Below are 13211 nucleotides of genomic sequence, written 5' to 3'. Positions count from 1 at the left end.
TATCGTGATCGCATGATGGTCAAGCCGACGACGGAGACCCGGGCCGATCTCGCCTACCAGACCCTCCGGGAGGCGATCGGGACCGGCACGCTGCGCCCCGGCCAGAAGGTGACCGAGCGAGGACTGGCCGAGCAGCTCAGCGTCAGCCCGACGCCGGTGCGCGAGGCACTGCTCCGGCTCGAACACGACGGGCTCATCCAGCGCACGGGACCCCGGACGGTCGTCGTGGCCGACATCGCCGAGCGCGCCATCGACGACCTCGCCGAGGTCGAGATCGGTCTGCGGGGCCTGGTGGCGCGGTTCGCGGCCCGGAACGCCGCACCGGAGCAGCTGGACGTGCTCGACGCGATCCTCGACGCCGCCGACGACCTGCTCATCGTCATCGTCACGAGGCACCGGAACGGCGAGAACGTCGACCGGCAGATCGACGCGCTGCTCGACCGGATGCAGGAGTTCAACGACGCGGTGAACGCGTGCGCGGCCAACCCGATGCTGATCCGGCTCCTCGAACAGTCCCAGGTCTTCTCCCGGCCCGAACGCCGGGCCCTGCGCCTTGAGAAGATCGCCGAGGACGAGCGGTTCGGGCTGGACCGCTACGCCAGTCACCGCGCCCTCGTGCGCGCCCTCCGGCAGGGCGACTCGGCGACCGCGGAACGGCTGGTCATCGAGGACGCCCAGGGCGGGCTCGCGGCACTGCGGGGGAACCGATGACGGCGCCCTCGTACCGGATCGCGGTGATCCCCGGCGACGGGATCGGGACGGAGGTCGTCCCCCAAGGGCTCGCGGCGCTGGAGGCGACCGCCGGCGTGTTCGGTCTCGACCTGCGATTCGACCATTTCGGCTTCGCCAGTGCCGCGTACTGGCAGCGCCACGGGACGATGCTGCCGCCCGACTGGCAGGAGATCCTCCGCCCGTACGACGCCATCTTCTTCGGGGCCGTGGGCTGGCCGGCGGTCGTCCCCGACCACGTCTCGCTGTGGGGCAGCCTCCTGCAGTTCCGGCGCACGTTCGACCAGTACGTCAACCTGCGTCCCTGCCGCCTGATGCCGGGTGTCCGCAGCCCCCTGGCGGGACGCGAGCCCGGCGACGTCGACTTCGTCGTCGTACGGGAGAACACCGAGGGCGAGTACTCCAGCATCGGCGGCCGGATCTTCGAGGGCACCGAGCGCGAGACGGTCCTGCAGGAGACGGTGATGACCCGCGTGGGCGTCGACCGGGTGCTGCGGTACGCGTTCGAACTCGCCGAACGGCGCCCGGCCCGGCACCTCACCTCGGCGACGAAGAGCAACGGCATCTCGATCTCGATGCCGTACTGGGACGAACGGGCCGAGGCGATGGCGGAACGGTTCCCCGAGGTCACGTACGACAAGTGCCACATCGACGCGCTGGCGGCGAACTTCGTCCTGCACCCGGACCGGTTCGACGTCGTGGTGGCCAGTAACCTCTTCGGCGACATCCTCTCCGACCTGGGCCCCGCCTGCACCGGCACGATCGGCATCGCCCCGAGCGCGAACATCAACCCGGACCGGACCCACCCGAGTCTCTTCGAACCCGTCCACGGCTCCGCACCCGACATCGCCGGCCGTGGCATCGCCAACCCGATCGGGCAGATCTGGTGCGCCTCGATGCTGCTCGACCACCTCGGGCACCCCGACGCCGGCGCACACCTGCTGGGCGCGATCGAGGACGTCCTCGCGGCCGGCCCGGACGAGGCCCCGCTCACCCCCGACCTCCACGGACGGGGCAGCACTCAGGAACTGGGGCAGGCGATCGCCGCCCGGGTCAAGCAGGGCGGGCGGCGGTAGCGCGGCTCAGCGGCTTCGCCAGGTTTGTCAGACTGATCACTTCACCGGGGTGCTTGAGCAAGGGAGTACCGCTATGGACGCGGACGTCATCATCGTGGGTGCGGGCTTGTCCGGACTGGTCGCGGCGGAGCAGCTGACCAGCCAGGGCCGGAAGGTGGCGCTGGTGGATCAGGAGAGCGCCGCCAACCTGGGCGGGCAGGCGTACTGGTCGTTCGGCGGGCTGTTCCTCGTGAACTCGCCCGAGCAGCGCCGCCTGCGGGTGAAGGACTCCTTCGAGCTGGCCTGGAGCGACTGGCAGGCGAGTGCCGGGTTCGACCGTCTGGAGGACGAGGACAGCTGGGCGGTGCGCTGGGCCCGCGCGTACGTCGAGTTCGCCGCGGGCGAGAAGCGGTCCTGGATAGACGCGCGGGGCATCAAGCTGACACCGGTGGTCGGCTGGGCGGAGCGCGGCGCCCTGCGCGCCGACGGTCACGGCAACTCCGTGCCCCGCTTCCACGTGGCCTGGGGCACGGGAACGGGCGTGGTGGGCCCGTTCGTGCGCAGCGCCGAGCGGGCGGCCGACGCCGGGCTGCTGCGGTTCTACCACCGTCACCAGGTCGATGAACTGATCGTCCAGGACGGCGCGGTCACGGGGGTGCGGGGGAGTGTCCTGAAGGACGACCCCTCGCCGCGGGGCGTGGCCTCCAACCGCGAGACCACGGGCTCCTTCGAGCTGACCGCGCAGGCGGTCATCGTCACCAGCGGCGGGATCGGCGCCGATCACGACCTGGTGCGCCAGTACTGGCCCCCGCGGCTGGGCACGCCCCCGCAGAACATGATCACGGGTGTGCCGGCCCACGTGGACGGGCGCATGCTGGCCATCAGCGCCGCGGCGGGCGCCCGGATCGTCAACCGGGACCGCATGTGGCACTACACCGAAGGGGTGCGGAACTGGGACCCCGTCTGGCCCGGGCACGCGATCCGGATCCTGCCGGGGCCGTCGTCGATGTGGTTCGACGCGCTGGGCCGCCGCCTGCCGGACGCGTGCCTGCCCGGCTACGACACCCTCGGCACCCTCAAGTATCTGCGCACCACCCCCGACATCGCCGGATACGACCACTCATGGTTCGTCCTCACGCAGAAGATCCTCGAGAAGGAGTTCGCGCTGTCGGGCTCGGAGCAGAACCCCGACATCACCAGCGGAAGCCGGAAGGCGGTCCTGCGGAACCGCATCTTCGGCAAGGGCGCGCCCGCTCCGGTGGAGGCGTTCAAACGGCACGGCGCGGACTTCGTCGTCGCCGCCACGCTGGACGACCTGGTGGCGAAGATGAACGGCCTGACCGACGAACCACTGCTCGACGTCGGCGAGCTGCGCCGCCAGATCGTGGCCCGCGACCTGCAGGTCGACAATCCGTACAGCAAGGACGCGCAGGTGCAGGGCATCCACAACTCACGACGCTTCCTCGGCGACCGCCTGAGCCGCACCGCCACCCCGCACCGCATCCTGGACCCGCAGGCCGGCCCGCTGATCGGGGTCAAGCTCCACATCCTGACCCGCAAGAGCCTCGGCGGCATCCAGACCGACCTCGACTCCCGCGTCCTCGGCACCGGCGGCCAACCCATCAGCGGCCTGTACGCGGCGGGCGAGGCGGCCGGATTCGGCGGCGGCGGCGTGCACGGCTACAACGCCCTCGAAGGCACCTTCCTCGGCGGCTGCCTGTTCTCCGGCCGCCAGGCCGGCCGCGCCGCCGCCCAGGCGGTCTCGTAGGACCGGCCCCTGATCACCGAGGACGGCCTCCGCTATGAGGCGGGATCACATGGAGGGGAGGTAGGTGGCGCGTCGCAGTTCGCGGTGGAGTTTGAGGCCCGCGTCGAACAGGGCGCCGATGACGATCAGCACGATCACGGCTTTCACGGTCTGGTCGGTCGGCTCGGCCGCGAAGATGTCGCCCGCGGGCAGGAACCAGGTGAGGACGCCGCAGATCACGAGGGCCAGCCCGATGTCGATCCGCCGTGTCGCCGGCTGCCAGCGCCCGCGCACGATCAGGACCGCGTAGAGCGCGAGCTGCAGGACCATCAGGGCCAGCAGCCAGGGCGCGCGGGAGCGGACGAAGTCCTCGTCGAGGGCCAGCGCCTGGTAGGCGGCGGGGGCGGCGTGGCCGTCGAAGAGGTAGTCGAGCAGCAGTCCGCCGTTGAACAGGACGAACAGGCCGCAGACGGCGGCGGCGACGCCGGCCAGGTAGCCGAAGCGGTTGATCCGGTCGCGGTCCTCGCGGCGCGGTTTCCACCCGGCCCGCTCCGGCCGGGTGCGGCGAACCCAGGCGGCCGCGGCGAAGCAGACCACGAGCACCCCCGGCCACCACAGGGCCGGTACGGCGACACCGGTCCACCACATCCCGAGCGCTCCGAGCAGGTCGCCCGCCGAGCCGATCGGGTGCCGCAGCAGGGTGTCGACCAGGCCGAGCACCCAGATGACGGCGATGCCGATCACGGTCAGGCGGAGGAATCTGCGGGAGTCCGCCGGGTCGATGACGGTCAGGGCCGGGTGGTAGCGGGCGGCCGCCTCGGCCGGGCGGCCGAAGGCGAGCACCAGTTCGTGGGCCATCGCCTCGTCGGCGGGACGGCCGCTCTCGGCGGCCTTGGCCGCGAGTTCGTCGGTCAGGAGCGTACGCAGCTCGTACGCGACGTCGCGCCGCTGCCCGCGAGGCAGCAGGCGGGCCACGTCGTCCACGTAGCTCTGGATGAGATCGTCAGGGTTCATGGCGTTCTCCGCCTTTCAGGAGAAGATCCATGGTGTCGTTGAGGCCGTGCCAGGCGTTCGTGAGCCGCTCGTACAGTTCGCGGCCGTCGGCGCTGAGCACGTAGTAGCGGCGCGGCGGGCCGCCGTCGGTGCGCCATTCGCTGGTCAGCACGCCCTGGGTCTCCAGCCGCCGGAGCAGGGGATACAGGGTTCCCTCCTCGATCGGCATGCCGTTCTCGGTCAGGGACTGGCGCAGCTCGTAGCCGTAGCGCGCGGTGTGCAGCTGGGACAGCGCGGCGAGCACGACGACGCCGCGCCGCAACTCCAGTTCGAGCTTGTCGTACGCGCCTCCGGTCACCATGTGGCACACAGTACTATGCGCCACACAGCTCGTCAAAGCCGAATCTTGTTAGGCTCCGGTACCAAGCAAGCGCTTACTTTCATAGGAGTGGCCATGGTGGTTGGCGGGCACTGCGATCCCCGCTTCTTCCGGGTTCGCGAGGTGTTCGAGCGGCACTTCGCCGAAGGTCTGGAACTCGGCGCGGCGTTCGCCGTCTTCCTGGACGGCCAACGCGTGGTGGACCTGTGGGGTGGAGTCGCCGACCGGAAGACCGGCCGGCCCTGGGAGGCGCACACTCCTGTTCTCGCCTTCTCCTGCGCGAAGGCGGTCACGGCGACCGCGCTGCTGCTCCTGGCCGAGCGCGGCCTGGTCGACCTGGCGGCTCCGGTTCGCGCGTACTGGCCGGAGTTCGCGGCGGAGGGCGTGACGGTCGAGCACGTGCTCACCCACCAGTCCGGGCTGCCGGCCATCGAGGAGCCCGTGCCCGTGGAGATGTTCGAGGACCTGCCGGCCATCGCGGCCATGATCGCGTCGCAGACGCCGCTGTGGGAGCCGGGCACCGCGCACGGGTACCACGCCGTGACCTACGGCTTCCTGGTCGGGGAGATCATCCGCCGGGTGACCGGGAAGTCCGCGGGAGACGTGGTGGCCGCCGAGATCGCCGGGCCGCGCGGGCTGGAGCTGTGGCTGGGCACCCCGCCCGACGTCATCGAGCGCACGGCACGGCTGTCGGCCGGCGAGCGCGTCATCCCGGCCGGCCTGGCGGAGCAGGGCGTTCCACCGGACCCGTCCGATCCGATGGCGGCGGTGGCCGCGGCCGCGCTCGACCGCGACAGCCTGATGAACCGGGCACTGGGGAATCCGCTGGTGCACCTGCTGCCCGGGGGCTCCAACAACCCGGTGATCCTGCGGGCCGGCTGGCCCGCGATGGGCATGGTCGCCACCGCCCGGGGCCTCGCCGCCTTCTACCGCGACCTGGTGGCAGGCGAGATCCTGCGCCCCGACACCCTCTCCGACGCGGTACGGCCTCGCGTGACGGGACCCGATCGTGTCCTCTACCTCGACAGTTCCTTCGGTCTCGGCTACATGCGGCCCGCGGTCACCTTCCTCACGCCGGCCAGGGGCGTACGATCCGCGTTCGGGCACACCGGGATGGGCGGGTCGGTCGGTCTGGGGGATCTGGAGCACGGCCTCGGCGTCGCGTACACGATGAACAAGATGGCCGAGGGGATGGCCGGCGCAACCCGGGCTTTCCGCCTGCTGGAGGCCACCTACGACAGTCTCTGAGCCGGCGGGCTCAAGCGGAGGCCGGGCTGTTCGGTCCGGCCTCCGCCCGCGAAGAACCGCGGGTCATCGGATTCGGCCTTGGCCGGGGAACATGGCGCCCAGCCCCAGCAGCAGGATGACCGCGCCGGTCACCACGTTGTTCCAGATCGTCGCCGTGGTGGCGACGTCGCCGCTGATGACCCAGGGCGAGATGATCGTCCAGATGCCGATGAGCGGCGCGACCCAGGCGAGGCCGTGCGTCCGGCCGTAGGCCGAGGCGAATCCCAGGGCGAGCATCGCCACGGCGATCCCGACGATCAGGTTGTTCCCGGTCAGGCTCGTGAACCCGGAGAATCCGACTACGAACGGAGAGATCGCGAGATAGAGGCCGGCCAGGAAGATGAGACCGGCGACCGCCTTGCCGGCGGGTGTCTCCGCAGCTCGTTCGTACTTCGCCCGCAGTTCCTGAATGTCGGGGTGTGTTCTCATGGTCTGCTCGGCCATACCTCTCACCACCTTCTCGGAACGCCGTACGTCCGTGGCTTTCGAGTAAGGCGACCCAATGCCACCTCACTCATATATCATGCTGTGATAATATCACATTAGGAGATGAAGATCATGGTGCCACCGCCCGCCCCCCTCGACGACCAGGAGTACGCGAGGTTGCTCGCGGTTCGGGTGGGGGTGCGCCGCTTCCTGCGGTGGAGCGAGAAGAAGGCGGCCGAGGTGGGCCTGACGGCCACCCAGCACCAGCTGCTCCTGGCGATCCGCGGCCACGACGACCTGCGCGGGCCCACCATCGGCGAACTCGCCGAGTACCTGTGCACCCGGCATCACAGCACCGTGCAGCTGATCGACCGCGTCGAACAGCTCGGCCTCATCACCCGCAACCGCGGCGAGGGCAGAGACCGCCGGGTCGTACGGCTGAAACTCACCGGAGCCGGCCTCGGCAAACTGGCCCTGCTCAGTTCCACCCACCTGGAAGAGCTCCGGCGGCTGGCTCCTCTGGTCAACGCCCTGGTCGAGTCGGCGGCCGTACCGGAGACGCCGTAGGGGAGGCAGGCCAGCTTGGAGTGGACCCACTCCCGCGGGCGCAGCTCCCAGATGCCCGCGTCAGGCTGTGTCCCGCTGCGCAGGCTGCGCGAGTCCACCCCGCGGGAGGCGGTGCTCGCCGACGGGTTCAGTTGCCGTACCCAGATCCATCGGCTCGACAGCGGTGGCCGGGAAGGCATGCACCTGGCCGAGCTGATCGCGGCCGGGTCGCGCCGGGACTCCCGGCCGCCCGGCGTCCCGCCCGAACGCACCTGCGCGCCCAGGCCCGCGCCGCCGGGTGTGCCGGCCCGCGCGGCGGCGGTCGCCGGGGCCTGCTGCGCCGTCCTCGGGGTGTTGGCGGCCATTGCCCGGGTACTGCGGCGGAAGTCAGTGGTGTACCGCTGAACCACGGAACGGGAGAGATCATGGGAGACAAGGACCAGTCGCCTCAGGTCGTGGTCGTCACCGGGGCCAGCGGCGGCGTCGGCCGCGCGGTGGCCACCGCGTACGGCGAGCGCCACGCGAAGGTCGCCCTGCTCGCCCGGGGCGTCAAAGGTCTGGCCGCCGCGGCCGGCCAGGTGCGCCAGGGCGGCGGCACGGCCCTGGAGATACCGGTCGACGTGGCGGACTTCGCGCAGGTCGACGCCGCCGCCGAACAGGTGGAGGCCGAACTTGGCCCCATCGACGTCTGGGTGAACGTGGCGTTCACCTCGGTGTTCGCCCGCTTCACCGATATCCGCCCGGAGGAGTACCGCCGCGTCACCGAGGTGAGTTACCTCGGTTACGTCCACGGCACCATGGCCGCGCTGAAACGCATGCGGCCTAGAAACCGGGGCACCATCGTCCAGGTCGGTTCCGCTCTGGCCTACCGGGGGATCCCCCTGCAGAGCGCGTACTGCGGGGCCAAACACGCCATTCAGGGCTTCAACGAGGCGCTCCGCTGTGAACTGCTTCACGATCACAGCGGCATCCGTGTGACCATGCCGCAACTGCCCGCGGTCAACACGCCCCAGTTCTCGTGGGTGCTGTCCCGGCTGCCCCGCCAGGCGCAGCCCGTACCCCCGATCTACCAGCCCGAGGTCGCGGCGCGCGCCATCCTGTACGCCGCCGACCACCCGGGACGCCGCGAATACTGGGTCGGCGCCAGCACCATGGCGACCCTGCTCGCCAACGCGGTCGCGCCCGGCCTGCTCGACCGCTACCTGGCCAGAACAGGCTTCACCGTCCAGCAGACCGACAAACCCAAGCCCCCGGGCCAGGCGGCCAACCTGTGGGAGCCCGCCGACGGCCCGGAAGGCCACGACTACGGCGCGCACGGCGCGTTCGACCAGCGATCCTCCGGGAGGAGCCCGCAGTCGTGGGCCAGCATGCACCACGCGCTGGTGGCTTGCCTCGGCGGCGCGCTGGTCGCAGCGGGGGTCGTCCTGCGCAAACGCTCACGATGAACGCCTGACAGGGCAGCTTGCCGTCGGCCACTCGGCTGAACCAGGCGGTCAGGCTCACGCCGTCGAATCTCGCGGTCACGACCTCACTGATCGCGGGCATCCCCATTCTCTTGGTCTCGGCCAGATCCTCCGCACTGATCGAGAACGTGGCTTCCGTCGTCGAGGCTTCGGCGGAGGCGCCAATGGTGTCGGCCGTGGTGGCCGCTCGGTTCGCCATCAGGGTTCATCGCCCTTAGGAGTCCGCCACGAGGCTGTCCGGGTCTTGATCCGTCGTCGGCCGCCGGAGAGTCCGGCAACGGGTCAGGGGCAGTCGGGGTATGACCAAGGGCACAGGCCGGGGCCGTACCCGATGTCGGGCCCAGCGCGGACGGCCACGCTGGTCGCCATGGTTCGCATCACACGAATTCTGGGATCCCGCCGCGGACGCGGGACACTCTCGGCCCTCCTCGCGGCCCTGCTCGCACTGGGCGCCACCGTCACGCCGGCTGCGGCTGCGGCACCGACCATGGCGCGCGTCGTCGAGAAGCAGCGGGTACGCCCCCGCGTCGTCGACCTGACCATCGACTCACCCGCCCTCGGCACGACCGCGAAAGTCCGATTACTCACCCCCGACGGCTGGGAGCGGCGCGGCCTCCGCGACCGCTGGCCGGTCCTGTACCTTCTGCACGGCCTGGGCGACTCCCACGAAATGTGGACACGAGACAGCGACATCGAGCGGCTCGCCGACCTGCGCGACGTCCTGGTCGTGATGCCCGACGCCGGCTACGGCTACTACACCGACTGGTGGAACAACGGAACCTACGGGCCGCCGGCGTGGGAGACCTTCCACCTCGACGAGGTACGCCCCATCCTGGAACGCCACTACGGCGCAGGTACGCGACGGGCGGTCGCCGGCCTCTCCATGGGCGGCTACGGCGCCCTGCTCTACACCGCCCGGCATCCCGGCCTGTTCCGGGCCGCAGCCAGCTACAGCGGACCCGTTCACCTGCTCCATCCCGAGCACGTCCGCAGATGGCTGACGGCCTTCGAGGAAGCACCGGAGTTCGAGTTCCACAAACTCTGGGGTGACCCGGTCGCCCAGCGCACGATCTGGCAACGCCACGATCCGTACGCCCTGGCTCCGCGACTACGATCCGTACCGGTCTACCTCTCCTGCGGCGACGGCCGCCCCGGCCCGCTGGACCCGCCCGGCACGGCATTCGATGAGATCGAGGCATTCCTGGCAACGCTTAACCACTCGCTCGCGGACCGTCTACGCGACGCCGGAGCACAGCTGACCACCGACTTCTACGGGCCCGGCACGCATTCCCCGGCCTACTGGGAGCAAAGCCTGCATCGGTCCCTGCCTATGCTGCTCACCGCACTGAAACGGGGATAGGCCGGACTGCTCGAAACCACCTAAGGCTGCGACCCATAGCCAGCAGGTCCGAGCCCCGGCAGAACCGGGGCTCGGAATCCTGAACGACACACCCGATCAGACGGGATCCCGTCAACCACCGAGCGCACCAGGGCACCGCAAATCTACATTGTAAAGGCGAAGCCTCGAGGTCGTATGACTTACAAGAGACCTCGACGATTGCTGCCATCTTCAGGCTCTCCAAATGGAGACGACACCGTCGACGCCGCCCAGCGAGTCCGTCCGGACCCTCGCTACTGTTCTGCTGTGGGACTCTACTTCGATCCGGTGCCGCTGCTCGTTGACGCGCACGAGTCGTTCCGCGGGCAGTGGACGGACCGGAAGTGGCTCAACGTGCCGGGCCCTTTCTACGGGGCCGTGACCGACAACTGCGGTACGGGTCGGATTCACGCACCAGACCTGGTGCTCTACGAAGGCGAATACTTCAGCGAGTACGTCTACCGCCAGCCCCGGACGGCGGAGGAACTCCAGCAGCTGGTCGACGCTGCCGATGCCGACCCCTGGGCGGGCTACGGCTGCGACGGTGACGAGCACTGGACGCTGGCAGCGGTCCGGGAATGGTGGCGTGACCGAGGCCGGGTCCGGGAGTATCTGGTGGACCGGCGCGGCGAGTGGGAGGCCGACGACGAGAAGTCGGGGCAGGGGACGGCCGCCGCCGCCCTCGATTATGCCTCCTACCTCGACGGTGAGCTGGCCTCACACCTGAGGATCTATCTCTATTGGCTGGACGAGCGGCGCTCTCCGACGCCGACGGACCGGCTACCGGAGCTGTAGCTTTGCCCGTGGCTCCCGCAACAACACCTACCTGGGCACCATCACACAGACCGGCATCGGCCATCCAGCACGACCGCGGGATCGGTGTTTACCTGGCCAGTCACGTCATCGCGCACTTCGCTTGCTGCGGTGTACAGGTCTTCGCCAGATTATCTCCGCGCTGGAGCTGAAAGATTCGCGGGCGCGCTGCGGCGCGGCGGTGACCCGGATTCGTTGATCAGACCACGGGTGCCGACCGATCGCCTGCGCGGTCGCGGGATGTCTCCTGGTTGGGGTGGCGGGCGCCGAAGCTGGTCAGCAGGGTTTCCAGGAGAGGTAGCGCGCGGGTCACCTGGCGTGCCCGGATGGCCAGGTCCCACAGGGGTTCGAACTTCTTCCAGCCGCCGGAGTAGGTGAGGTGGCGGAGGCGGTCGCCCAGGAGGGGCTTGGTGGCGGCGCCGCGCCAGATCGCGCTCCAGCGGTAGAAGTCGCGGTAGGCCCGCCAGTATCCGTCCTCCAGTTGGCGGGGGGTCATTCCCACTGGTTGGTAGACGACGTGGCGGGTGTCGTACAGGTCCCAGTTCTGGTGGAGCATTCTGCCGTCGGCGGCCATGCGCTGGTGCAGCGCCGTACCGGGATAGGGGGTCATGATGTGGAAGGTGGCCGTCTCGATGCCCTGGTCGACCGCCCATTCGACGGTACGGTCGAAGACGTCGGGCCCGTCTCCGTCCATCCCGAAGACGAAACTGGCGTTCACCATCACGCCCTGGTCGTGCAGGCGGCGGACCACCGCGGCGTAGTCGCGGCCGATGTTCTGCCGCTTGCGCTGCAGGGCCAGGTTGCCGCCGTTGATGGTCTCGAAGCCGACGAACAGGCTGCGCAGCCCCGCGCCGACCGCCTGCTCCAGCAGTCCGGGGCGAGTACGGAGTCGACCGTGCCGGCCGCCTGCCAGAGCCGGCGCATCCCGGCCATGCCGGCGAAGAGCGCCTCGGTGAAGCGCCGGTTGCCCAGCAGGTGGTCGTCGAGGAAGTACAGGTGCCGTCCGGGCAGCCGGTCGATCTCGGCCAGCGCGGCGTCCACCGTCTGGGTGTAGAACGACCGGCCACCGGCGAAGAAGGCGTCCTTGTAACAGAAGTCGCAGTGATGGGGGCATCCCCGGGAGACCACGATCGAGTTGGGCACCAGATAGCGGCGACGATCGATCAGATCCCGCCTTATGGGCGGAAGGCCGGTCAGCGTCCGCTGCGTGGAGTGGTAACGCGGCCGGGGACGGCCACGGCGGAAGTCGGCCAGGAACTCGGGCCAGACGTCCTCGCCCGGCCCGGTGATGACGGTGTCCGCGTGCGCGGCGGCCTCGTCGGGCAGCGAGGTGACGTGCAGCCCGCCCATCACCACGTGCACGCCTCGCGACCGGTACGCGTCGGCCAGCTCGTACGCCCGCCGCGCCGACGTGATGTACGGCTGGATCACCGCCAGGTCGGGGCGGTCGTCGTCGAGGCGCAGCCGCTGGACGTGCTCGTCCCAGATCCGTACCTCGTCGTCGTCGCGCAGGTAGCCGGCCAGGGTGGCGAGCCCCAGCGGGGGGAACAGCGCGTACTTGACCGGCCGGAACAGCGGGCTGGTCGCCTCGGTCAGCGCCGGGAGCACCATCGTGACACGCATGCCCCGGATGTTAGAGAGCAGATGTGAAAGCACCGCTCAGGTCGTGTGCCTGTTTTGTGCAGAACTGGATCGTCCTCGTCGGGGCTCGATGTCACTGTCACCGGCTATTTAGGTCGATCGACCGATGTCTCACGGACAGCAGAAGGCGAAGCTGGCCAAAGCAAGGCGTCAAGCGGCCCGTCTTCAGGGTGAGCCGCGAATTTTCAAGGTCGTGAACAGGCTGGAGCCCTTGGCGAACGCCTGTCGGATTCGGCCTGCTGACAATCGAAGGAAAAGAAACCGATGAATAGACTCGTATTCCGGATCGGGCGGGTGGCCGTGTTCGGTGCGGTACTCACCGCGCTGAGCCTCGCGGCCACGCCCGCGAATGCCATGGTCCCCACGTCCGCCACCTTGAAGAACGGTGGCATCGTCGCCGGAACCTACTCGTACAGGTTCCACGTGGATGCCGTCTTCGGCATGAGCCAGACAGAGGCCCGGAGGTTGCAGGATCGCGGCCACAAGCTCCAGATCCGGCTGTGGGGCGACGACCAATTCACCGACGATCTCCTGTGGGGGCCCTTCATCGGGAACATCACCCCCACCCCGAACGGAGCCGAATTCCATACGAAAATGCTCGTGCCGGAGTACCTCCTCAATGAGGACGCGGAGCTTGAGATAGATCGGGACGACGAAATGTATGTGGGTATCCGGCTCATCGACGCGGCGGGCAAGACCGTGCGGTCCGTCAGGACCAACACGATCACTCTTCCCGGTGATCGAAAGAGGTAGG

General features: G+C 69.5%; 15 protein-coding genes. 10 read left to right on the top strand and 5 right to left on the bottom strand.

The window, feature by feature from the left end:
* Nucleotides 1-12: 12 nt before the first annotated feature.
* The 3 genes from Aph01nite_RS05250 (at nucleotide 13) to Aph01nite_RS05240 (ending at nucleotide 3552) form a co-directional block, all read left to right on the top strand.
* The gene (locus Aph01nite_RS05250) at nucleotides 13-711 is read left to right on the top strand and encodes a GntR family transcriptional regulator (RefSeq protein WP_204039592.1); all 699 of its coding nucleotides are present in this window, start codon (nucleotides 13-15) and stop codon (nucleotides 709-711) included.
* Nucleotides 708-1805, top strand: a complete 1098-nt coding sequence (locus Aph01nite_RS05245; RefSeq protein ID WP_204039591.1) for a tartrate dehydrogenase — start codon at nucleotides 708-710, stop codon at nucleotides 1803-1805. The genes Aph01nite_RS05250 and Aph01nite_RS05245 overlap by 4 nt, the downstream gene beginning before the upstream one ends.
* A 73-nt stretch (nucleotides 1806-1878) precedes the next feature.
* On the top strand, nucleotides 1879-3552 hold the full coding sequence (locus Aph01nite_RS05240; RefSeq protein WP_204039590.1) for an FAD-binding dehydrogenase: 1674 nt from the start codon (nucleotides 1879-1881) through the stop codon (nucleotides 3550-3552).
* A 45-nt stretch (nucleotides 3553-3597) separates the two neighbouring features.
* Here the strand turns inward: Aph01nite_RS05240 and Aph01nite_RS05235 are convergent, their stop codons facing one another.
* The gene (locus tag Aph01nite_RS05235; protein ID WP_204039589.1) at nucleotides 3598-4545 is read right to left on the bottom strand and encodes a hypothetical protein; all 948 of its coding nucleotides are present in this window, start codon (nucleotides 4543-4545) and stop codon (nucleotides 3598-3600) included.
* Nucleotides 4535-4885 (bottom strand): PadR family transcriptional regulator, encoded by a 351-nt coding sequence (locus Aph01nite_RS05230; protein WP_204039588.1) that lies wholly within the window; start codon nucleotides 4883-4885, stop codon nucleotides 4535-4537. Before Aph01nite_RS05230 ends, Aph01nite_RS05235 begins: the two co-directional genes overlap by 11 nt.
* Before the next feature lie 93 nt (nucleotides 4886-4978).
* On the opposite strand from Aph01nite_RS05230, the gene Aph01nite_RS05225 reads away from it, so the two are divergent.
* A complete protein-coding gene (locus tag Aph01nite_RS05225) occupies nucleotides 4979-6151 on the top strand; it encodes a serine hydrolase domain-containing protein (protein WP_204039691.1) in 1173 nt (390 codons plus the stop codon).
* Between the two features lie 63 nt (nucleotides 6152-6214).
* Here the strand turns inward: Aph01nite_RS05225 and Aph01nite_RS05220 are convergent, their stop codons facing one another.
* Nucleotides 6215-6634, bottom strand: a complete 420-nt coding sequence (locus Aph01nite_RS05220; RefSeq protein ID WP_204039587.1) for an SPW repeat protein — start codon at nucleotides 6632-6634, stop codon at nucleotides 6215-6217.
* Nucleotides 6635-6739: 105 nt separating this feature from the next.
* Between Aph01nite_RS05220 and Aph01nite_RS05215 the strand changes: the two genes are divergently transcribed.
* From Aph01nite_RS05215 to Aph01nite_RS05195, 5 genes are all read left to right on the top strand, one after another.
* The gene (locus tag Aph01nite_RS05215; RefSeq protein ID WP_204039586.1) at nucleotides 6740-7183 is read left to right on the top strand and encodes a MarR family winged helix-turn-helix transcriptional regulator; all 444 of its coding nucleotides are present in this window, start codon (nucleotides 6740-6742) and stop codon (nucleotides 7181-7183) included.
* Between the two features lie 15 nt (nucleotides 7184-7198).
* A complete protein-coding gene (locus tag Aph01nite_RS05210; RefSeq protein ID WP_204039585.1) occupies nucleotides 7199-7567 on the top strand; it encodes a hypothetical protein in 369 nt (122 codons plus the stop codon).
* 20 nt (nucleotides 7568-7587) lie between these two features.
* Entirely contained in the window at nucleotides 7588-8607 is a 1020-nt protein-coding gene (locus tag Aph01nite_RS05205; protein ID WP_204039584.1) for an SDR family oxidoreductase, read from the top strand.
* 385 nt (nucleotides 8608-8992) lie between these two features.
* On the top strand, nucleotides 8993-9985 hold the full coding sequence (locus tag Aph01nite_RS05200; protein ID WP_204039583.1) for an alpha/beta hydrolase: 993 nt from the start codon (nucleotides 8993-8995) through the stop codon (nucleotides 9983-9985).
* A gap of 285 nt (nucleotides 9986-10270) precedes the next feature.
* Complete coding sequence (locus tag Aph01nite_RS05195; protein WP_204039582.1) at nucleotides 10271-10798, top strand: ferredoxin; 528 nt, start codon at nucleotides 10271-10273, stop codon at nucleotides 10796-10798.
* Between the two features lie 217 nt (nucleotides 10799-11015).
* On the opposite strand, the gene Aph01nite_RS05190 is transcribed toward Aph01nite_RS05195, so the two are convergent.
* Both Aph01nite_RS05190 and Aph01nite_RS05185 read right to left on the bottom strand, forming a co-directional pair.
* Nucleotides 11016-11567 (bottom strand): radical SAM protein, encoded by a 552-nt coding sequence (locus Aph01nite_RS05190; protein ID WP_204039581.1) that lies wholly within the window; start codon nucleotides 11565-11567, stop codon nucleotides 11016-11018.
* Nucleotides 11537-12439, bottom strand: a complete 903-nt coding sequence (locus tag Aph01nite_RS05185; protein ID WP_204039580.1) for a B12-binding domain-containing radical SAM protein — start codon at nucleotides 12437-12439, stop codon at nucleotides 11537-11539. Before Aph01nite_RS05185 ends, Aph01nite_RS05190 begins: the two co-directional genes overlap by 31 nt.
* Before the next feature lie 282 nt (nucleotides 12440-12721).
* Between Aph01nite_RS05185 and Aph01nite_RS05180 the strand changes: the two genes are divergently transcribed.
* Nucleotides 12722-13210 (top strand): hypothetical protein, encoded by a 489-nt coding sequence (locus Aph01nite_RS05180; protein WP_204039579.1) that lies wholly within the window; start codon nucleotides 12722-12724, stop codon nucleotides 13208-13210.
* Nucleotide 13211 lies beyond the last annotated feature (1 nt).

The sequence above is a fragment of the Acrocarpospora phusangensis genome, from assembly GCF_016862995.1.
Lineage (GTDB): Bacteria > Actinomycetota > Actinomycetes > Streptosporangiales > Streptosporangiaceae > Acrocarpospora > Acrocarpospora phusangensis.
The sequence above is the reverse complement of the archived record's forward strand: the minus strand, read 5'-3'. Positions and strand labels throughout refer to the sequence as shown.

Bases quoted from the DNA above. Each gene is read 5' to 3' on its own strand.
- Aph01nite_RS05250 (WP_204039592.1), top strand. From the start codon at position 13: ATGATGGTCAAGCCGACGACGGAGACCCGGGCCGATCTCGCCTACCAG.
- Aph01nite_RS05245 (WP_204039591.1), top strand. From the start codon at position 708: ATGACGGCGCCCTCGTACCGGATCGCGGTGATCCCCGGCGACGGGATC.
- Aph01nite_RS05240 (WP_204039590.1), top strand. From the start codon at position 1,879: ATGGACGCGGACGTCATCATCGTGGGTGCGGGCTTGTCCGGACTGGTC.
- Aph01nite_RS05235 (WP_204039589.1), bottom strand. From the start codon at position 4,545: ATGAACCCTGACGATCTCATCCAGAGCTACGTGGACGACGTGGCCCGC.
- Aph01nite_RS05230 (WP_204039588.1), bottom strand. From the start codon at position 4,885: ATGGTGACCGGAGGCGCGTACGACAAGCTCGAACTGGAGTTGCGGCGC.
- Aph01nite_RS05225 (WP_204039691.1), top strand. From the start codon at position 4,979: ATGGTGGTTGGCGGGCACTGCGATCCCCGCTTCTTCCGGGTTCGCGAG.
- Aph01nite_RS05220 (WP_204039587.1), bottom strand. From the start codon at position 6,634: ATGGCCGAGCAGACCATGAGAACACACCCCGACATTCAGGAACTGCGG.
- Aph01nite_RS05215 (WP_204039586.1), top strand. From the start codon at position 6,740: ATGAAGATCATGGTGCCACCGCCCGCCCCCCTCGACGACCAGGAGTAC.
- Aph01nite_RS05205 (WP_204039584.1), top strand. From the start codon at position 7,588: ATGGGAGACAAGGACCAGTCGCCTCAGGTCGTGGTCGTCACCGGGGCC.
- Aph01nite_RS05200 (WP_204039583.1), top strand. From the start codon at position 8,993: ATGGTTCGCATCACACGAATTCTGGGATCCCGCCGCGGACGCGGGACA.
- Aph01nite_RS05185 (WP_204039580.1), bottom strand. From the start codon at position 12,439: ATGCGTGTCACGATGGTGCTCCCGGCGCTGACCGAGGCGACCAGCCCG.
- Aph01nite_RS05180 (WP_204039579.1), top strand. From the start codon at position 12,722: ATGAATAGACTCGTATTCCGGATCGGGCGGGTGGCCGTGTTCGGTGCG.